Below are 18,867 nucleotides of genomic sequence, written 5' to 3' on the forward strand. Positions count from 1 at the left end.
TACGCATGATGTCATTCATTTAAATAATTCTAAAATAAAAATGCCCGACACAAAGCCGGGCATTCTATCAATCTACGAAATAATGCTACGAAAAACTTACTGCTGAATGTAAGTATATTTCCCGTCAGCACCCTTTTCCCACTTATACATTACGTAACCTGGGAGTTTTGGATCGCCTTTTTCGTCATAAGACAGATCGCCAAGAACGGTTGGGAACGGACCCTTTTCCTTCAACGCTTTCGCAATTTCCTGTGGGTCGTTGCTACCAGCAGCTTTTGCAGCACCTGCCAGCGACTGAACAGCGGCATAAGAGTAGAGCGTGTAAGCTTCAGGCTCAAAGCCCGCGTCGCGGAACTTCTTGACGAGCTCAGCATTGGCTGGATTGTTACGTGGATCTGGACCGAACGTATTGAGTGTTCCAGCAACCGCGTCGCCAGCAATCGAAGCCAGTTCGTTGGAAACGATACCATCGCCCGAAATGAACTGAACCTTCAGACCCTGATCAGCGAGCTGACGGATGATGAGACCGGCTTCAGCGTGAAGACCACCCCAATACAGAACATTCACACCCTGCTGCTTGAGCTTAGCGATCAGTGCCGAGAAATCCTTTTCGCCAACATTCACGCCTTCATAAACAGTTTCCGTCACGCCAAGTTCATTCAGCTTCTTCTTGGTTTCATCGGCAAGGCCCTGACCATAAGGCGTCTTGTCGTGGATGACAGCAATCTTGCCATCCTTGAAATTGTCAAAGATGTACTGCCCGGCAACGATGCCCTGCTGGTCATCACGGCCGCAGGTACGGAACGTGTTCCACAGGTCACGCTCGGTATACACCGGGTTGGTTGCAGCTGGCGAAATTTCCAGAATGCCATTTTCGGCATAAACTTCAGAAGCCGGGATCGAAACGCCGGAGTTGAAGTGACCGATCACATATTTCACGCCATCAGCAGCAAACTTGTTTGCAACGGAAATACCCTGTTTCGGATCAGACACGTCGTCGCCGAGCGTGATCGTTATTTTTTCACCATTGATACCACCGGCATCATTGATTTCCTTGATAGCGGCTTCAGCACCCTTCTGAATCTGCGCACCGTAAACAGCGTTTGGACCAGTCAATGGTGCACCGATGCCCAAAAGCACGTCTGCCCAAGCCGAGCCACTGAAAGCCATCACTGCTGCAAGAGCAACGCCGGAAAAAAGCGATTTCTTCATTTACTTGAACTCCCGATTATAGTTACCCCGAACGATGTTTTGCATCGCTTATTTTCTTGCTGATTCCCCAGCAATATCGACGCTGAATTCTATTTGTTCAACGTGATCTCTTAGAAAAACTCCGCCGCCAGAGCATTTTAGTTTTTATTTTCAGAACGACTGCTTTAAAGCCATGCTTTGCATGTCTCTCGCGGCGAAATTTTAAATTACTTTGCCTTCCAACTCAAAGGCGAAGCCTTTTCATAGAGCCAGTTATACTGACGCACCATCTGCTTGGTACGGGTAAAGCGAAACCCTATCGTTCCAACGATCACCAGAACGACGAGATCGACCAGGTAGTAGTGCCACGACAGCAGCGTACCACCAAACAAAGCATAATGAATGAAACGCACCGCCGCACCCAATGGGATAAGATACAGCAAAAGCTGCGGATAAGTCCGCCATGTCTGAGCACAGGCACGTCCTGTCATCCACGCGGCCCAACCGCCCAGAAGGCAAGTGATGAGAAAAAACAGCCAGAATGACGGTTCTTCGTAGAGAATTCCCTGCATGTTTTTGCTCCTTAATGCCTTCCGCCTTCGAGATAGGCAGCACGCACTTCCGGGTCAGCCAACAGTTCACGGCCTGCGCCGCTCATTGTGATTGATCCATTGACCATAACATAACCGCGATCAGCAAGCTTGAGCGCACCAAATGCGTTCTGCTCAACGAGGAACACGGTCAGCCCCTGTGTGCGGTTCAACTCCTTGATCGCCTCAAAAATCTGCTTCACGATCAGCGGTGCCAGACCAAGCGACGGTTCATCCAGAAGCAGCAGCTTCGGACGCGCCATCAGTGCACGAGCGATAGCCAGCATCTGCTGCTCGCCACCAGAAAGTGTACCGCCGCGCTGCGTGATACGCTCTTTCAGACGCGGAAACAGATCAAACATCAGCGCAACATCTTCTTCAAAATATTGCTGATTATCGAGGCTTGCGCCCATTTGAAGGTTTTCGAGAACCGTCATCCGCGGGAAAATGCGGCGACCTTCCGGCGACTGCGCAATGCGCAGCTTGGCGATCTCATGCGGAGGCATGGCGGTAATGTCCTTGCCACCGAAGAGAATGCGGCCTGAGCGCGCACGCGGCGAGCCAAAGATTGTCATCATCAGCGTGGACTTACCGGCACCGTTTGCACCAATGAGCGCAACGATTTCACCCTCATTCACGGTGAGATCAATGCCCTTCAGCGCACAGATATTGCCATAGTAAGTTTCGACCTTTTCAACGGCAAGAAGCGGTTGTTTTGTCTGCATGGTTTCAGCCGTCATCATTCGCTTCCCTTCTTAGGCTTGGCCGGAGCTTTGCTGCCTTTCGGCGCTCGGGCTGCCTTTGCGGGAGTGGTCTTATGGCTTGTTGGGACATCGCCTGCTTCAACACGCGCTGAAAACGCCGTTGCCTGACCAACGCTAAGCTGTGCTGCTTGTCCAACCCAGTCTTCGCGGGCAATACGACCGTCAAATTCCAGATAGGTTTCGGCCTGAACGATGTCGGCTTCAGTCCAGGCGGCAATCTGATCGAAATGATAGATGCCGTGTTCGTTCAGCTTCTTTTCGTTGACTTCACCGATGCCCTTGATGAGCGTCAGATTGTCGGGCGTGCCATCTCGCGCTGCAGCCAGACCGCCTGCGAAACGGACCGCTTCCTCTGCCTTTTCTTCCTCGATCGCCTCTTCAGCAAGCTGCGACGCGATAAAGTCAGCAGGGTCGCCAGTACCCGGCTTGTCAGCCTCGTCGATGAGATCAGCGATCTCATCATCGTCGACGCCAAGATAGGCAGCGATCACGCGCGGATCATTCTTGACCTCTTCAGGCGAACCATCCGAAATCTTGGTGCCATATTCAAGCACGATGACGTGGTCGGAAATTTCCATAACCACCGACATATCGTGCTCAATGAGCAGGATCGAGGTGCCTGTTTCCTTACGAATGTCGAGCAGAAGCTTGTTCAGCTCTGCCGATTCGCGCGGATTTAGACCCGCTGCCGGTTCATCCAAGCAAAGGATTTCCGGCTCGGTGCACATGGCGCGTGCGATTTCCAGACGACGCTGATCGCCATAAGGAAGATCACCCGCCGGATCATCTGCACGATCAATCAGATTGATCTTCTCAAGCCATTGACGTGCTTTCTCGATCGCGTCCTTCGCAGCCTTGCGATAGGTTGGAAAACCAAGCAGACCGAGGATCGTATAACCCGACGAGCGCATCAGCGTGTTGTGCTGCGCGACAAGCAGGTTTTCGAGAACAGTCAGACCTGAAAACAGGCGAATGTTCTGGAAGGTACGCGCAACACGCGCATCCTGCGTAATTTTGAAATCCGGCAAGCGTTCCAACAGGAACTTCTCGCCCGTATTCCGGTTCATCGTTAGCATGCCGCCGGTCGGCTTATAGAAGCCGGTGATGCAGTTAAATACCGTGGTCTTGCCTGCACCATTTGGGCCAATGATCGCCGTGATGTCACCGCGCTTCACATTAAAGCTTAGATCGTTGATCGCGACGAGACCGCCAAAGCGCATCGACAGATGCTCAACTGTAAGAATGGTGTCTTTCGAACCATTGCCAGCCATAATTTTTGTCTCCGCCATCAGCCGTGCCCTTCCTTAGTAAAGGCACCTGACACCATCTTCTTCTGATTGAGGAATGCGCTTGGTTCTCGGCTTCCGACAAATCCACGCGGCTTCCAGACCATAACTACCACCATGGCAAGACCGAAGATCAGCATGCGGTAGAGTTCAGGCGTGAAGTTTGGACCGAAGATAGCTTTCAGGAAGCTCATCTCGCGCAGAATTTCCGTGCCGCCAATCATCACGATTGCCGCAATGGCGATCCCAACAAGCGATCCCATGCCACCCAGAACAACGATTGCCAGAATGACTGCGGATTCAAGGAACACGAAGGATTCCGGGCTGACGAAGCCCTGACGTGCAGCGAAGAAAGAACCCGCAAAACCACCGAACATAGCACCAGTCGCAAAAGCGGTGAGCTTGGTGGTTGTGGTATTGATACCGAGCGAACGGCAGGCGATTTCATCTTCACGCAGCGCTTCCCACGCACGACCAACCGGCAAGCGGCGCAGACGGATCGTTACAAGTGCGGTGATCAGCGCCAGAATGAGGATGATATAATAGAGGAAGAACTTGTAGTGTGCCGCCGAGAAGGTCAGGCCGTAATAGGCTGCAAAACCATCCTTGCTTGCGTTGAACTGGAGGCCGAAGAACGTTGCCTTGGCGATGCCCGAAATACCAAAAGTACCTTTGGTGAGTTCGGTCCAGTTTATCAGCACAAGCCTGATGATTTCACCAAAGGCCAATGTCACGATAGCAAGATAGTCACCGCGCAGACGCAGAACTGGAAAACCGAGGATCACCCCCCATGTTGCCGCCAAAAGACCTGCAATTGGCAACAGAACCCAGAACGACCAACCAAAGTAAGCGGACAGAATAGCGTAGGAATAAGCGCCAACCGCATAGAAGGCGACATAACCCAGATCGAGCAGACCTGCGAGGCCAACCACGATGTTAAGACCCCAAGCCAGCATCACGTAGATGAGGATCTGGACGCCGAAGTTATCGACCCATTTCAGCGAACCCTGCCAGCCAACGAGGGCAACAATCAGGATTGGATAGGCAAAAAGGAATGCAACACCGAAATGCGAGAAATGCCTGCGGAAGAACGATGGCGCTTCGACCGCACCTATAGGCCGACTTGCCTTTTCAAACTTGCGCGCCTGAAGCCATGGCTGCAGGAACGCGATGAAAGCAAAGCGGCCAATGGCGGCAATCGCCACCAGTATCGCGAGTGCACCCCAGCGCTGTGTCAGCACCAGTTCATTGCTGATATTCTGATCGGTTTTGAAACCGACGATGAGGATGAAAAGTCCCAAAGCCACAAGACCGGCAATGAACCCTTCACGAATGGCCCGGGCAAAAAGGGAATCCGGGCGTGGACCTGATTGTACGGCCATGATTACACCTTTTCGACTTCAGGACGACCAAGAATGCCGGACGGCATGAAGATCAGCACGATTGCCAGGATCGAGAACGCGGCAACATCCTTGTAGTCGATCGAGAAATAAGCTGACCACAAGGCCTCGATAAGACCGATGAGCAAGCCGCCAACAACGGCGCCCGGCAGCGAGCCAATCCCACCCAGAACGGCAGCGGTGAAGGCCTTAACCCCGGGTATGAACCCATCAGCAAAGGAAATGACACCGTAGAAGGAGAGATAAAGCGTACCCGCAACAGCGGCCAGCATCGCACCCATCACGAAGGTCAGCGAGATAACGCGATCGACATTGATGCCAAGAAGCGCAGCCATCTTGCGATCCTGCTCACAGGCGCGCTGTGCACGGCCAAGCGAGGTACGGTTGACGATGTACCAGAAGATTGTCAGCAGCACTGCCGTCACAACAATAACCACAATCTGCTTGAGCGAGATCGTCACATCGGTTCCGAAGATACTATAAGAGCCGTTCAGCAACTGTGGCACCGGCTTATTGCGTGGTCCCTGCGTTACTTGAACGAAGTTGGACAACGCAATCGACATACCGATAGCCGTAATCAACGGCGCCAGGCGAAACGATCCGCGCAATGGCCGATAAGCGGCCCGCTCAATCGTCCAGCTCCACAGCCCCGTGAGAAGCATTGCAACAACCATCATCAGCATCAGCATAAGCGCAATTGGCAGCGCGCCAATGAATGTTGTTATGATCAGAAAAACAATCAGCGCCATAAAGGCGCCGAGCATAAAGACATCGCCATGCGCAAAGTTGATCATGCCGATAATGCCGTAGACCATCGTGTAACCGATGGCGATCAGGCCATAAATCGATCCGAGCGCGAGCCCGTTGATCACCTGCTGGAAGAAATATTCCATCGAGAAGCCACCCATTTAACTCTGCCGGGATTTTATTGACGCATCATTATTTCGTGCGCCTTCATTTTTTTCCCGGATAATTACACCTAACGGCTGTATTAAGGATTGCAAGCCCCTTTTGTCTCAGACAAAAGGCTAATGTCTTACTTCCTCCACAAACTAGTTATGTCCCCTAGAAAGCACCTTGTATATATATTTTTCTCCTATTTAAGGCGCGTTGTTCCATATTTTTCCCGAGGCTTCACAGACAAAAAATAGGGATCAGATCCCTATTTTTGCCAGCCGTACCGCTTTTACGCAACAGTGAACCCATGCGCGAACGGGTCACGGTCATCAATGAAGATTGTATTGTACCCGGTCATGCGTGCCCAACCGGCGATTGAAGGGATGATTCCCGTCCTGCCACCAATTTCAACGGCCCGTTCTACGCGGCCATGAAACAGCGATCCGATGATGGATTCATGCACAAAATCATCACCCGGCTTGAGCTTTCCTTTGGCCGCAAGCTGCGCCATGCGGGCCGAAGTGCCGGTTCCGCAAGGGGAACGGTCGATTGCCTTGTCACCATAGAATACCGCGTTACGTGCATGCGCTTCCGGGTGTCTCGGCTTGCCTGTCCAAAGAATATGCGTAAGGCGATTGATATCCGCCAGTTCCGGATGCTGGAATTTATATTTCGCATTCAGGCGCTCACGCAGCACTGGACTCCACGCAATAAGTTGCAATGCGGAATAATCTTGCATGTCAGTGTAATTTTCTTGCGGTTCAACAATCGCATAGAAGTTTCCACCATAGGCAACATCGACCTTAAGCGTGCCTAAATCGGGGCATTCCACTTCCATCGCTTCCGCATAAAGGAAAGCTGGAACATTCGTCAGTCGCACCCGATCAACATATTGGCCGTTCTGCTCATATTCGATTGCAACCAGACCGGCAGGCGTTTCGAGATTAATTTTGCCCGGAACTTTCGGCGTTATAAGCCCCTGCTCTATCGCCATGGTAACGGTGCCAATGGTGCCATGACCACACATCGGCAAACAGCCGGATGTTTCAATAAACAAAACGGCGACATCACAGTCATCGCGTGTCGGCGGATAAAGGATTGAGCCAGACATCATGTCATGGCCACGAGGCTCAAACATCAGGCCTGTACGAATCCAGTCATAATCGCGCAAGAAATGTGCGCGCTTTTCCATCATGTTGGCGCCAACGAGATTTGGGCCACCACCTGCAACCAGCCGCACTGGATTGCCGCATGTATGTCCGTCGACACAGAAAAAAGAATGTCTTGCCATGATGGTCAGTTCCGAAAACGTTGTGGCTTGAAAGGTTCTATATCGAGCGCCAGCGCATTGCCCATGATCAGATCACGAATGATGCGTGCCGTCGCTGCCGATTGTGTAAGGCCAAGATGGCCATGGCCGAAGCCATAGTAAATATTGCCCCCAGCGGAGGCGCGTCCGATGACCGGCATGGAATCGGGCATGGACGGGCGATATCCCATCCATTGGCGTCCACTTTCAGTTTTTAATCCCGGCAAAAACTGTGAAGCTTTTTTCAGCATTGCAGCCGAGCGAGCATAGTTAGGAGCGAGTTCCAAACCGCCAAACTCAACCGCACCGCCAACACGCAAACCCGTAGCCATAGGCGTCACGACAAAGCCATGACCGGGGAAGGTGAGCTGTCGCTTTACATCAAAGCTGTCAACCGGAAGAGTCGTGTTATAGCCGCGCTCAGTATCGAGCGGCACAACATCACCAAAACCTTTTGCAAGCTTCTTCGACCAGGCACCTGCCATGAGAACCAGATGTGAAGCTGCAATTTCCGAACCATCATCGAGACGAACGACTGCGCCGCCATTCTCTGCATGTGCACTTTTCACGGAGGCTTTCAAAAAACGCGCGCCTTTGCTTTCGGCATAGGCCCATATCGCCTGGCCAAAAAGCTTGGGATCACTGACATTCTTCCAGCCAGGAACAAAGGTTCCGGCAACAAAACGCGGGTCGAGACCCGGCTGCAATGCTTTCAAACGCTCGCCGCGAACATGCTCATAAGCGATACCAGCTTTTGCTTTCGCATCCCATCCGGGTTGAGACGCCTTCAGTTCTGCTTCACTCTCATAAAGTTCTAGGTTGCCGTCTTCACGCAAACGGTCACGCAAGCCAGCGCGATCAATCAGACCCAACATCTCGCTTTGCGCAAGCTGCATCATATGGCCCTGCGCAACAGTGGTCTTTTCCAATGCGTGCTTGCTGCTAGCGCGCCAGAATCGATAAAGCCACGGGATCATTTTTGGGAAATACGACGCGCGGATCGTGAACGGTCCAAGCGGATCCATCAGCCAACCCGGAACTTTACCCATCACACCTTTGGAAGCCATCGGCAGAATATCAGAAAAAGCGAGCGCTGCTGCATTGCCGGAACTGGTTTCCTCACAAATGCCGCTTCGATCAATGACCAGAACATCACGGCCCGCCTCTGCAAGCAATGCTGCCGTCGCCACGCCCACGATCCCGCCGCCGATAATAACAATGTCGTGCGAGGCCTTCGGATCAGATTTCATAAATGCACGGCTCCCGACCGTTTCAGCCATCATCGTCTCAGCACAAAATTCTGGCACAGTTTGGATCTGGTAGCACGACCATCATTCAGCATCTTTTGGAATGACACCATGCGAAAAGCCCGTTATCCATGATAGTCGCTCCTTACCGTTATCGGTATTATTTTTGCGACGGCAAACTGCTCTTAATTGATATATCAATGATATATCTGTAGGCTCGATACCTGTCAATCGCAATCAGTATGAGGCTTCGACTGCATGGAACGTGCAAGTGTTAGTGATAAAGCAGCCAGAAAAAGTATAACCCTCATAGATAGCTGGGGCAGCGAAAGCCTTGCTGAACAAGCTTATCGGGTGCTGGAACGCTTGATCGTTACGCTGGAACTTGAACCGGGCTCTATCGTCAATGAACGCACGCTGATCGAATTGACTGGCATGGGTCGCACCCCGATCCGCGAAGCGATCCAGCGGCTTGCATGGGAAGGACTGGTTGAAGTTAGGCCACGTTCCGGCATTGCTATTGCGCCGATTGATCCAAAGGACTTCAACAAGGTTCTGGATGCCCGCGAAGGCGTTGAGCGCGTATTGGCTCGCGACGCTGCACGCTTTGGCAGCGCGCGCGATTACGAACGACTACAAACTGCCGCCGATGCGATGCGAGAAGCAATCCCGACTGATAATGTTTCATTGTTTCTTGATGCTGACAAAGCTTTCGACATCGTGTTGGGAAGCGCTGCCGGTAACCCCTACGCCACGCGCCTTGCAGCTCCATTGCAAACACACAGCCGTCGTTTCTGGTTCCGGTTGCGTCCAACAACAGGGATTGTTGGCTCAGCAAGTGCCCACGCGACACTCATTGAAGCGATCATATCACGAGAGCCAGACCGCGCGAGTGATACCGCCAGCGAATTGATGAGCTATTTGCGCACGCTGGCTCCGTAATGCGAAACTTCAACCCGCGTTCGTCAGGCGATTTGAATAGGAAGTAGAACTCACGTCGGAATCTGCTACCGAGCGGGTATCGAAGATAACTCCGTCATCAGTGCCAATGTCATTGGTAGCCTGCAAATAAGAATGCCGGCTTCCATGCGCCATATCAATGTTCTGAACTGTCATGATCGAAAATATGGCCATAAAGCCGAACAGTGCCTGCGACGAGTAACGCATCTCCAACGCTCCGCCATGGAATTTGACGGCTCAAATTAAGCGCCGTCTCATGTCAGAATAATGGCAAATACATCGCAACAATAAGCGATCACATCACAAATATGCGATCAGCGTCAGCTGACTTTATGCCTTTAGCTGACTTTATGCATTAAGTCCGACATTCTCCGCATAACTTGAAGCGTTGTGTTCAAATCATCATCGCTAATGCCTTCAAGAAGATCAACGCGGACTTCAGCGGCGAGATCTACGACCTGCTGGGCAAGGGCTTTACCCTCTTGTGTCATGACGATGCGTTTTGCACGACGGTCGCCCTTAACGGCTTGGCGCTCAACAAACGCCTGACGTTCAAGCCCGTCAATCAGACGAACCATCGTGGCATTCTCAATCTCCAACACCTCTGCCAGTTCTTTCTGGTAAAGGCCCTCTTGTTCCATCAGCGTCAACAGGGTACGTGCGCGTGCCAATGTCAGGCCACGTTCCTTCACACGAGCATCAAAAACAGTACGAAGCTTGCGGTTGACCTTCGCCATTGCATCGATCATTTCCGCGCTGAGTTCTGCTCTGCTCATTGCATCAACCTTTATATTAGCAGCCTAACAATTCTATCATGAGATAAAAGGCCGGAATATTATTTTCAAGCGATCTTCGACACCTCACGCAACCGTGATGGTATAGGTCGCTCTACCGTTCAAAATAAAAAAAGCGGACCGAAGTCCGCCTTTTCAAATTCTCTTTTAATGGGAAGCCGAAGCTTGTCCTTTTCAGGCCGGAAGCACCGACCCCTGCAACGTCATCAGCTGGTGCAGGAAAATCTCTGCCTTCGTGCGATGTTCGTTGCTTGTAGCATCTTCAAGATGCTTACGTGCAATTTCAATGCGCTTCTGAATATCAGCCGGATCGACATCATCAACATGCGTTGCCGATTCAGCCAGCACAGTGCAGCCCTGTGGGGTAATGTCAGCAAAGCCGCCAAACACCACGTAGGAGTCAGACTTGCCGTCGCTCAGCTTAACCGAAACGACACCCGGCATGATCGTCGTCATCAGCGGCGAGTGACCAGCAAGCGCCGTCAGGTAGCCTTCGCTGCCCGGAATGACAACTTCCGTCACTTCAGCCGAAAGCAGAAGGCGCTCTGGCGAAACGAGTTCGAATTGGAAAGCTTGAGCCATGGTTCTCACTTAAATTTCTGGAGCCTGATCCCGAAAACAAAACAGCTTCGATAAAAGATCATACTCAAACACATGAACAGGCATTTTCGGCGGGCTTTAAAACCCGCCGAAAATTCAATTCATTAAGCAGCTTCAGCAGCCAGCTTCTTCGCCTTTTCGATCGCTTCTTCAATCGAGCCAACCATGTAGAAGGCTGGTTCTGGAAGATGATCGTATTCACCTGCGCAAAGGCCCTTAAAGCCCTTGATGGTGTCTTCGAGCGCAACAAGCTTACCTGGCGAACCCGTGAACACTTCAGCAACGAAGAACGGCTGTGACAGGAAGCGTTCGATCTTACGAGCGCGCGCAACGGTCAGTTTATCTTCTTCCGACAGTTCGTCCATACCAAGGATGGCGATGATATCCTGAAGAGCCTTGTAACGCTGCAGGATTGCCTGAACCTGACGGGCAACTGCGTAGTGTTCTTCACCAACGATCATTGGATCAAGCATACGCGAGGTGGATTCTAGTGGATCCACAGCCGGGTAGATACCCTTTTCAGCAATCGAACGGTTCAGCGTGGTTGTCGCGTCCAAGTGAGCGAACGACGTTGCTGGTGCAGGGTCGGTCAAATCGTCGGCAGGAACGTAAATTGCCTGAACCGAAGTAATCGAACCCTTCGTCGTAGTGGTGATGCGTTCCTGCATCGCGCCCATGTCAGTTGCCAGCGTTGGCTGATAACCCACAGCAGATGGAATACGCCCGAGAAGAGCCGAAAGTTCCGAACCAGCCTGCGTAAAGCGGAAGATGTTATCCACGAAGAACAGAACGTCCTGGCCCTTGTCACGGAAGTTTTCAGCAACCGTCAGACCCGACAGAGCAACACGAGCGCGCGCACCTGGCGGCTCATTCATCTGACCGTAAACGAGTGCGGCCTTGGAGCCTTCACCGCCACCGAGCTTGTTAACGCCTGATTCGATCATTTCGTGGTAAAGGTCATTACCTTCACGAGTACGTTCACCAACGCCTGCGAATACCGAGTAACCGCCGTGCGCCTTAGCAACGTTGTTGATCAGTTCCATGATGAGAACGGTCTTACCAACGCCCGCACCGCCGAACAGACCAATCTTACCACCCTTTGCGTAAGGAGCGAGAAGGTCAACAACCTTAATGCCCGTTACGAGGATTTCAGCTTCCGTCGACTGTTCGATGTACTCAGGAGCTTCCTGGTGAATCGCGCGACGTGCAGTGGTCTTGATTGGACCGGCTTCGTCAACTGGCTCACCAATAACGTTCATGATGCGGCCAAGCGTTTCTTCGCCAACCGGAACCATGATCGGGTTGCCCGTGTCGCGTACTTCGTGACCACGAACCAGACCTTCGGTCGAGTCCATAGCAATCGTGCGAACGGTGTTTTCGCCCAGATGCTGAGCAACTTCGAGTACCAGACGGCTACCGAGGTTGTCAGTTTCCAGAGCGTTAAGGATCAGCGGAAGCTGACCGTCTTCGAACTGTACGTCGACAACAGCGCCGATAACCTGTGTAATTTTGCCAACTGCGCCTGTCGTTGCAGCCTTCGGAGCTGCATCGGCCTTAGTGGCAGCAGTCTTTGCAGGAGCCTTTTTGGCTGGAGCTTTTGCCGCTGCTGGCTTTGCTTCGGCCGCGGCGGTAGTTTTCGGGGTCGCTGCTTTTGCCATCGATCCTTTACCTTCCGTTAGCATGATCCCGAAAAGTTGCAGACCTTTCGGAGAAAACCATGCGATGAACCTTAACTCTAAAGCGCTTCCGCGCCCGAAATGATTTCGATGAGTTCTTTGGTGATCTGAGCCTGACGCTGACGGTTATACGTGATCGACAATTTGTTGATCATGTCACCCGCGTTGCGCGTTGCATTGTCCATCGCGCTCATCTTCGCGCCCATTTCGCCCGCCACATTTTCCAGCAGAGCGCGGAAAATCTGGACCGAAATATTGCGCGGGATCAGGGTGCTCAGGATCTCCGCAGGATCAGGTTCGTACTCATAAATCGCATCGCCTGCAGTTCCTGCCTGCTCAGTAGCACCAGCCGAAGCCGGAATAATCTGCTGTGCAGTTGGGATCTGTGCAATCACCGACTTGAACTCGGAATAGAACAGTGTGCAGACATCAAATGCGCCCTGTTCAAACAGTTCGATGATCTTGTGGCCGATCTGGTCGGCATGCACAAAAGCAAGCTGTTTGACTTCACGCAGATTGACATGGTCGATGATCAACGACGCAAATTCACGACGCAGAATATCTGCACCCTTTTTGCCGATGGTCAGAATCTTGACTGTCTTGCCTTCGCTCAGGAGCTTGCGGGCATGATCACGCGCATAACGCGCGATCTGCGAGTTGAAACCGCCGCAAAGACCACGTTCTGCCGTCGCGACGACGAGCAGATGCACGTCGTCCTTACCTGTACCAGCCATCAAAGCCGGTGCATCTTCACCGCTCACGTTCTGCGCGATGTTAGCGAGAACGGCACCCATGCGCTGCGAGTAAGGCCGTGCGGCCTCTGCAGCTTCCTGGGCACGGCGCAGCTTCGCCGCGGCGACCATCTGCATCGCCTTGGTGATTTTCTGCGTCGCCTTGACCGAGGCGATACGGTTTCTCAGATCCTTTAGTGAAGGCATCCGTTCATCCCGTCACAAAGTTCAAGCGAAAGACTTGGCGAACGCGTCGACCGCTGCCTTGAGCTTTGCTTTGATGTTGTCGGTGAGTGCCTTTTCATCGCGGATCGCGTCGAGAACATCCTTGTGCTCGGTGCGCAGCGAAGAAAGAAGACCCGCTTCGAACTTGCCAACCTGGTTGACGGCGATCTTGTCGAGATAGCCATTCACGCCAGCGTAAATCACGGCAACCTGTTCTTCCGTCTTGAGCGGCGAGAACTGTGGCTGCTTGAGAAGTTCGGTCAGACGTGCACCGCGGTTAAGCAAGCGCTGTGTCGAAGCATCAAGATCCGAACCGAACTGAGCAAATGCTGCCATTTCACGATACTGGGCGAGTTCACCCTTAATCGAACCGGCAACCTGCTTCATGGCCTTGATCTGAGCGGACGAACCAACGCGCGAAACCGACAGACCCACGTTAACAGCAGGACGGATACCCTGATAGAACAGGTTGGTTTCGAGGAAGATCTGGCCGTCAGTGATCGAGATCACGTTGGTCGGAATGAACGCGGAAACGTCGTTACCCTGCGTTTCGATGACTGGCAGAGCCGTCAGCGAACCAGCGCCGTTTTCGTCGTTGAGCTTCGCAGCGCGCTCGAGAAGACGCGAGTGAAGGTAGAAAACGTCGCCCGGATACGCTTCACGGCCCGGAGGACGACGAAGCAGAAGCGACATCTGACGGTAAGCGACAGCCTGCTTGGAAAGATCGTCATAACCGATCAGAGCGTGCTGGCCATTGTCACGGAAATATTCGCCGATTGCGCAGCCTGCGAATGGTGCAAGATACTGCATCGGAGCCGGATCAGAAGCGGTAGCCGCGATCACGACGGAATATTCAAGAGCGCCGCGTTCTTCGAGAACCTTAACGAACTGAGCAACAGTCGAACGCTTCTGGCCGATAGCAACGTAAACGCAATAAAGCTTTTCGCTGTCTGGGCCGTTGTCGTGGATTGGCTTCTGGTTCAGGAAAGTATCGAGAATGATCGCGGTTTTACCGGTCTGACGGTCACCGATGACCAGCTCGCGCTGACCACGACCAACAGGGATCAGAGCGTCAACAGCCTTGAGGCCGGTCGACATTGGCTCATGAACCGACTTACGCGGAATGATGCCCGGCGCCTTAACGTCGACGCGGCGACGTTCAGTAGCAACGATTGGACCCTTGCCGTCGATTGGGTTGCCGAGAGCATCGACAACGCGGCCGAGCAGGCCTGGACCGACTGGAACGTCAACGATCGCGCCGGTACGCTTGACGACGTCGCCTTCCTTGATGTCACGGTCGGCGCCGAAAATAACCACACCGACATTGTCGGTTTCGAGGTTAAGCGCCATGCCGCGAATACCACCAGGGAATTCGACCATTTCGCCAGCCTGAACATTGTCCAGACCGTAAACGCGGGCGATACCGTCGCCAACGGACAGAACCTGACCGACTTCGGAGACCTCAGCCTCCTTGCCGAAGTTCTTGATTTGCTCTTTCAGGATAGCGGAAATTTCCGCGGCGCGGATGTCCATCAGCCGACCTCTTTCAGTGCAAGCTTGAGAGAAGAAAGTTTTGTGCGAAGGGACGTGTCGATCTGACGCGAACCCATTTTGACGACAAGCCCGCCGAGGATCGAAGGATCGACGGTGACATTGATCGTCACGTCCTTGCCGGCGACGCCCTTCAGCGTTGCCTTCAATTCGTTCTGCTGTGCAGCAGTTAATTCGTGCGCAGAGATAACATCGGCGGAAATTTCACCGCGATGTTCGGCTGCAATCGCACGGAAAGCGGCGATAATGCCAGGCAACGCGAAAAGGCGGCGATTAGACGCCACGACGCGCAGGAAATTGCCGACAAGACCCTTGATGCCAGCCTTATCAGCAATCGCGCCAATGGCGTGAAGCTGGTCTTCCGCATTGAAGACCGGGCTGGAAATCAGACGCTTCAGGTCTTCGCTTCCGCTCAGAAGCGCCTCGAAACGGCCAAGATCTTTTTCCACAGCAGCAACGGATTTTGCATCGAGCGCAAGCTCAAACAACGATCCGGCGTAGCGCTGTGCGACACCTGAAATGAGCGAAGACGTTTCTGCCACGAACAACCTGCTCTCTACGTTGAAACCATCTTTTTGGGAGTTCAGCAGGACCAAATGGCCCAAGCAGATGATTTTATTGAATGTTTCCGGGGAACCCCTGACGCGCGAGCGCGACAACACCGAAATGTGATTGCCGTCTAGCATAGACGAACCGGACTCGCAACACGCGAATCCCGCACTTTTGTGTAAGTTTTGCCGCTATTTTAGGTTAGAAAACGACTGACTAAGCTCACTAATCAAGCATGATGCTTTTTAGCACAGCAATCCAACTTCAGCTGATAAAGCCAAAAGCGTAAAGCAGAGCTGCGGCAGCAAGTGCAAATTCGATGACGGCAGCGATGATATTGTAAAAAGTTGCACCTTTGTCCGACATCATCGAAATGAAGCGTCCGAACAGCGCAAATCCCCAAACAGCCCCAAGCACAACCCACAAAAATGGCTGTGCAAAAATCAGACAACCAAGTCCTACACCCAGATATGGACCAGCCAGAACTGCGCGAATGGAGCTGTAAGCTTCCGGGCGTGCATTGATCGGCTGCAGACGCAGCAGCTTCATTGTGATGCCGGGTGCAAACAACATGACGACACCGGCCAGCGCTGTTACGACTGCCGCACTCCATGCAAGCCATTCGCCAGTTGTCGCAGGAAGATAGAATTCCATCAGATGTTATCCTCTTATCAATCTTGCACTCTGTAGCTGAAATCAGGGCTTGTTGTCATGCCTGCTCTCTGAGGTGGTTAGACAGCGCAGATTTTGGTTTTGCTAGGCCGAAAACGGTGGATTAGGAGAACCGGCGCGCAGCGTACTTGAAGTACGTGAGCACCGGAAGCGCGCGAAGACGCCGTTTGCAGGCCAGCATAACCAAAATATCAGCTGTCTAAAGGAAGCTTTGCGGATCAATGTCAATATTCACCCGGATCGAACCGCGTTCTTTTGGAGAAGCAGCCAACAAAGCACGTATAAACCCTTGAATATCTGCGCGTTTTGTTCCGTGAATGAGGATACGGAAGCGATGGCGCCCACGCACAATCGCAAGTGGTGCCTCTGCTGGTCCTAGCACAGAAATCTCTGGTGATGCGGGGGCTGCACGGCGCAACGCACGCGCATGGTTCTCGGCATCTGGCCGGTTATCCGCAGAGATAATGAGTGCCGCGAGACGCCCAAAAGGCGGCAGAACACTACGCTCCCGCTCTTCGATTTCGCGTGCATAAAAGGCTTCCGAATCGCCACTAATAATAGCCTTCATCACTGGATGATCAGGCTGATAGGTTTGTAAAAGGCCGAGACTTTTGCGGCCCGTACGCCCTGCACGACCTGTCACCTGATTGAGCAACTGGAATGTGCGTTCAGCCGCACGTGGATCGCCATTAGCAAGCCCAAGGTCGGCATCCACCACGCCAACGAGCGTCATATTGGGGAAGTTATGCCCCTTGGCGACAAGCTGTGTACCGATAACGATATCCGCCTCGCCCTTGGCGATGGCATCCAGTTCAAGCCGCAGACGCTTCACACCACCCGCCATATCCGATGACAGCACAATGATTCGCGCATCCGGGAAGGTTGCGGCTACTTCTTCCGCAATCCGCTCCACGCCGGGGCCACAAGCGACCAGATGATCAAGCGTACCGCATTCCGGGCAGGCTTCCGGCACTGGCTCGTGATAGCCACATTGATGACACATCAACTGCTTGCGAAAGCGATGCTCGACCAGCCAGCTGGAACATTGCGGACACTGAAAACGATGGCCGCAGACACGGCACAGCGTAAGCGGCGCATAACCGCGCCTGTTGAGAAACAGCAGCGCCTGCTCACCGCGTTCCACTGTTTTACCCACAGCTTCTGTGAGCGCTGGCGACAAAAATCGCCCCGGCGGCGGCGGCGACCGTCGCATATCAATGGTTTTCAGTGTCGGCAGTGCCGCTTCCGCATAACGACCATAAAGCTTGATTCGCTTGTATCGCCCCTGATCAGCATTGACCTGGCTCTCGATAGATGGCGTCGCCGACGCCAGTATCACCGGAAAACCACCAATATGACCACGCACCACGGCCATATCCCGCGCATTGTAATAGACGCGATCTTCCTGCTTGTAAGCCGGATCATGTTCTTCATCGACCACGATCAGGCCAAGTTCTTTGAATGGCAAAAACAATGCCGAACGCGCACCGGCAACCACCCGGACTGTGCCTTCAGTCACTTGCCGCCAAACACGCTCGCGGGTTCGCGGTGCAAGATCAGAGTGCCATTCCGCAGGTTTTGAGCCAAAACGATCATGGAAACGGTCAAGAAATTGCTGCGTCAGAGCAATTTCAGGCAGGAGAATCAGCACCTGCTTGCACTGATCAAGTGCCTTGGCCACCGCTTCAAAGTAAACTTCGGTTTTGCCCGATCCGGTCACGCCATCAAGCAGCGATACGGAAAAAGCATCTGCTTCAACTGATTCGGCCAGCATTTCAGCAGCCGCTTGTTGATCTTCCGAAAGTGCTGCTCGCGCATAACTCGTGTCAGGCGTTGCCACCACTGCGGGCGGAGGCAAAATGACTTCTTCAAACACGCCCTGCGTTTTCAAGCCATCTACAACCGTCAGCGAGACACCGGCAGCATGCGCAAGGCCTGAACGTGTCCAGGCAAGCCCGTCACGCGCCAACTCCATTACGCGAGCGCGTGCAACGGTCATTCGTTCTGGCTCACTACCATTGTAACGAATCCCCGGCACTTTTGGCTCAGGATCAAAGGCCGCAGGCGCGCGCAACACCATCCGCGCCACCATTCCGGGCGGCGAAAGTGTATAATCTGCGGCCCAGCGCATGAAGCGCAGCATTTCGCCATCGACAGGCGGGCAATCAAAAACTTCAGTAATTGCCCGCAGTTTTTTGGAATCCACCGCATCGGTGGCGCCATCGCAGACAATGCCCGCAACCTCGCGCGGCCCCAAAGGCACGCGCACGATCGAACCGGGCTGGACATGCATTCCAGCCGGTACCATATAAGAATAAGGACGCTCTGCGGGCATAGGTACAAGCACCGGCACCACGCTTTGGGTGGGCTCCGCAAACAGGCTCAAAATATCGTGCGAATCTTTCGACATGATAGCGTGACCTTG

The 18,867-nt window shown here is 53.1% G+C and carries 18 protein-coding genes; 1 reads left to right on the plus strand and 17 read right to left on the minus strand.

Annotated features, from left to right (window positions below):
- Positions 1-96 precede the first annotated feature (96 nt).
- The 8 genes from U2P60_RS07900 to U2P60_RS07935 form a co-directional block, all read right to left on the minus strand.
- Positions 97-1,212 carry a branched-chain amino acid ABC transporter substrate-binding protein gene (locus U2P60_RS07900; RefSeq protein ID WP_313827230.1) on the minus strand — a complete coding sequence of 372 codons (1,116 nt, stop codon included), beginning with the start codon at positions 1,210-1,212 and terminating at the stop codon, positions 97-99.
- Between the two features lie 206 nt (positions 1,213-1,418).
- Entirely contained in the window at positions 1,419-1,763 is a 345-nt protein-coding gene (locus U2P60_RS07905; RefSeq protein ID WP_313827232.1) for a DUF6867 family protein, read from the minus strand.
- 11 nt (positions 1,764-1,774) lie between these two features.
- Entirely contained in the window at positions 1,775-2,521 is a 747-nt protein-coding gene (locus tag U2P60_RS07910; protein ID WP_313828552.1) for an ABC transporter ATP-binding protein, read from the minus strand.
- Positions 2,521-3,816, minus strand: coding sequence for an ATP-binding cassette domain-containing protein (locus U2P60_RS07915; RefSeq protein ID WP_313828554.1), 1,296 nt, complete (start codon positions 3,814-3,816; stop codon positions 2,521-2,523). Before U2P60_RS07915 ends, U2P60_RS07910 begins: the two co-directional genes overlap by 1 nt.
- Positions 3,817-3,833: 17 nt before the next feature.
- Positions 3,834-5,213, minus strand: a complete 1,380-nt coding sequence (gene livM / locus U2P60_RS07920; protein ID WP_313827234.1) for a high-affinity branched-chain amino acid ABC transporter permease LivM — start codon at positions 5,211-5,213, stop codon at positions 3,834-3,836.
- Between the two features lie 2 nt (positions 5,214-5,215).
- On the minus strand, positions 5,216-6,124 hold the full coding sequence (locus tag U2P60_RS07925; protein WP_187546558.1) for a branched-chain amino acid ABC transporter permease: 909 nt from the start codon (positions 6,122-6,124) through the stop codon (positions 5,216-5,218).
- A 293-nt stretch (positions 6,125-6,417) separates the two neighbouring features.
- Positions 6,418-7,419, minus strand: coding sequence for a 4-hydroxyproline epimerase (locus tag U2P60_RS07930; protein ID WP_413572125.1), 1,002 nt, complete (start codon positions 7,417-7,419; stop codon positions 6,418-6,420).
- Between the two features lie 5 nt (positions 7,420-7,424).
- The gene (locus U2P60_RS07935; RefSeq protein WP_413572126.1) at positions 7,425-8,687 is read right to left on the minus strand and encodes an NAD(P)/FAD-dependent oxidoreductase; all 1,263 of its coding nucleotides are present in this window, start codon (positions 8,685-8,687) and stop codon (positions 7,425-7,427) included.
- A gap of 255 nt (positions 8,688-8,942) precedes the next feature.
- Between U2P60_RS07935 and U2P60_RS07940 the strand changes: the two genes are divergently transcribed.
- A complete protein-coding gene (locus U2P60_RS07940; protein WP_413572128.1) occupies positions 8,943-9,626 on the plus strand; it encodes a GntR family transcriptional regulator in 684 nt (227 codons plus the stop codon).
- Positions 9,627-9,635: 9 nt separating this feature from the next.
- On the opposite strand, the gene U2P60_RS07945 is transcribed toward U2P60_RS07940, so the two are convergent.
- The 9 genes from U2P60_RS07945 to U2P60_RS07985 form a co-directional block, all read right to left on the minus strand.
- Complete coding sequence (locus U2P60_RS07945) at positions 9,636-9,851, minus strand: hypothetical protein (protein WP_413572129.1); 216 nt, start codon at positions 9,849-9,851, stop codon at positions 9,636-9,638.
- A gap of 131 nt (positions 9,852-9,982) precedes the next feature.
- Complete coding sequence (locus tag U2P60_RS07950) at positions 9,983-10,420, minus strand: MarR family winged helix-turn-helix transcriptional regulator (RefSeq protein WP_413572130.1); 438 nt, start codon at positions 10,418-10,420, stop codon at positions 9,983-9,985.
- Positions 10,421-10,612: 192 nt separating this feature from the next.
- Entirely contained in the window at positions 10,613-11,020 is a 408-nt protein-coding gene (locus tag U2P60_RS07955; protein ID WP_250041216.1) for a F0F1 ATP synthase subunit epsilon, read from the minus strand.
- 122 nt (positions 11,021-11,142) lie between these two features.
- Complete coding sequence (gene atpD / locus U2P60_RS07960) at positions 11,143-12,696, minus strand: F0F1 ATP synthase subunit beta (RefSeq protein ID WP_313827241.1); 1,554 nt, start codon at positions 12,694-12,696, stop codon at positions 11,143-11,145.
- A 77-nt stretch (positions 12,697-12,773) separates the two neighbouring features.
- Positions 12,774-13,652: a F0F1 ATP synthase subunit gamma gene (locus tag U2P60_RS07965; protein WP_413572133.1), complete on the minus strand. Its 879-nt coding sequence runs from the start codon at positions 13,650-13,652 to the stop codon at positions 12,774-12,776.
- A gap of 21 nt (positions 13,653-13,673) precedes the next feature.
- Positions 13,674-15,203, minus strand: a complete 1,530-nt coding sequence (gene atpA / locus U2P60_RS07970; protein ID WP_007876822.1) for a F0F1 ATP synthase subunit alpha — start codon at positions 15,201-15,203, stop codon at positions 13,674-13,676.
- Positions 15,203-15,763, minus strand: a complete 561-nt coding sequence (locus tag U2P60_RS07975) for a F0F1 ATP synthase subunit delta (RefSeq protein WP_250041224.1) — start codon at positions 15,761-15,763, stop codon at positions 15,203-15,205. The genes atpA and U2P60_RS07975 overlap by 1 nt, the downstream gene beginning before the upstream one ends.
- Positions 15,764-16,034: 271 nt before the next feature.
- On the minus strand, positions 16,035-16,424 hold the full coding sequence (locus U2P60_RS07980; RefSeq protein ID WP_313827243.1) for a DUF4345 family protein: 390 nt from the start codon (positions 16,422-16,424) through the stop codon (positions 16,035-16,037).
- 217 nt (positions 16,425-16,641) lie between these two features.
- Positions 16,642-18,852 (minus strand): primosomal protein N', encoded by a 2,211-nt coding sequence (locus tag U2P60_RS07985; RefSeq protein ID WP_413572134.1) that lies wholly within the window; start codon positions 18,850-18,852, stop codon positions 16,642-16,644.
- Positions 18,853-18,867 lie beyond the last annotated feature (15 nt).

The sequence above is a fragment of the Brucella sp. H1_1004 genome, from assembly GCF_047308065.1.
In the GTDB taxonomy this organism is placed as follows: Bacteria; Pseudomonadota; Alphaproteobacteria; order Rhizobiales; family Rhizobiaceae; genus Brucella; species Brucella pseudogrignonensis_B.

Bases quoted from the DNA above. Each gene is read 5' to 3' on its own strand.
- U2P60_RS07950 (WP_413572130.1), bottom strand. From the start codon at position 10,420: ATGAGCAGAGCAGAACTCAGCGCGGAAATGATCGATGCAATGGCGAAG.
- U2P60_RS07905 (WP_313827232.1), bottom strand. From the start codon at position 1,763: ATGCAGGGAATTCTCTACGAAGAACCGTCATTCTGGCTGTTTTTTCTC.
- U2P60_RS07940 (WP_413572128.1), top strand. From the start codon at position 8,943: ATGGAACGTGCAAGTGTTAGTGATAAAGCAGCCAGAAAAAGTATAACC.
- U2P60_RS07935 (WP_413572126.1), bottom strand. From the start codon at position 8,687: ATGAAATCTGATCCGAAGGCCTCGCACGACATTGTTATTATCGGCGGC.
- U2P60_RS07965 (WP_413572133.1), bottom strand. From the start codon at position 13,652: ATGCCTTCACTAAAGGATCTGAGAAACCGTATCGCCTCGGTCAAGGCG.
- U2P60_RS07910 (WP_313828552.1), bottom strand. From the start codon at position 2,521: ATGACGGCTGAAACCATGCAGACAAAACAACCGCTTCTTGCCGTTGAA.
- U2P60_RS07985 (WP_413572134.1), bottom strand. From the start codon at position 18,852: ATGTCGAAAGATTCGCACGATATTTTGAGCCTGTTTGCGGAGCCCACC.
- atpD (WP_313827241.1), bottom strand. From the start codon at position 12,696: ATGGCAAAAGCAGCGACCCCGAAAACTACCGCCGCGGCCGAAGCAAAG.
- U2P60_RS07900 (WP_313827230.1), bottom strand. From the start codon at position 1,212: ATGAAGAAATCGCTTTTTTCCGGCGTTGCTCTTGCAGCAGTGATGGCT.
- livM (WP_313827234.1), bottom strand. From the start codon at position 5,213: ATGGCCGTACAATCAGGTCCACGCCCGGATTCCCTTTTTGCCCGGGCC.
- U2P60_RS07915 (WP_313828554.1), bottom strand. From the start codon at position 3,816: ATGGCTGGCAATGGTTCGAAAGACACCATTCTTACAGTTGAGCATCTG.
- U2P60_RS07955 (WP_250041216.1), bottom strand. From the start codon at position 11,020: ATGGCTCAAGCTTTCCAATTCGAACTCGTTTCGCCAGAGCGCCTTCTG.
- U2P60_RS07925 (WP_187546558.1), bottom strand. From the start codon at position 6,124: ATGGAATATTTCTTCCAGCAGGTGATCAACGGGCTCGCGCTCGGATCG.
- U2P60_RS07980 (WP_313827243.1), bottom strand. From the start codon at position 16,424: ATGGAATTCTATCTTCCTGCGACAACTGGCGAATGGCTTGCATGGAGT.
- atpA (WP_007876822.1), bottom strand. From the start codon at position 15,203: ATGGACATCCGCGCCGCGGAAATTTCCGCTATCCTGAAAGAGCAAATC.
- U2P60_RS07945 (WP_413572129.1), bottom strand. From the start codon at position 9,851: ATGCGTTACTCGTCGCAGGCACTGTTCGGCTTTATGGCCATATTTTCG.
- U2P60_RS07930 (WP_413572125.1), bottom strand. From the start codon at position 7,419: ATGGCAAGACATTCTTTTTTCTGTGTCGACGGACATACATGCGGCAAT.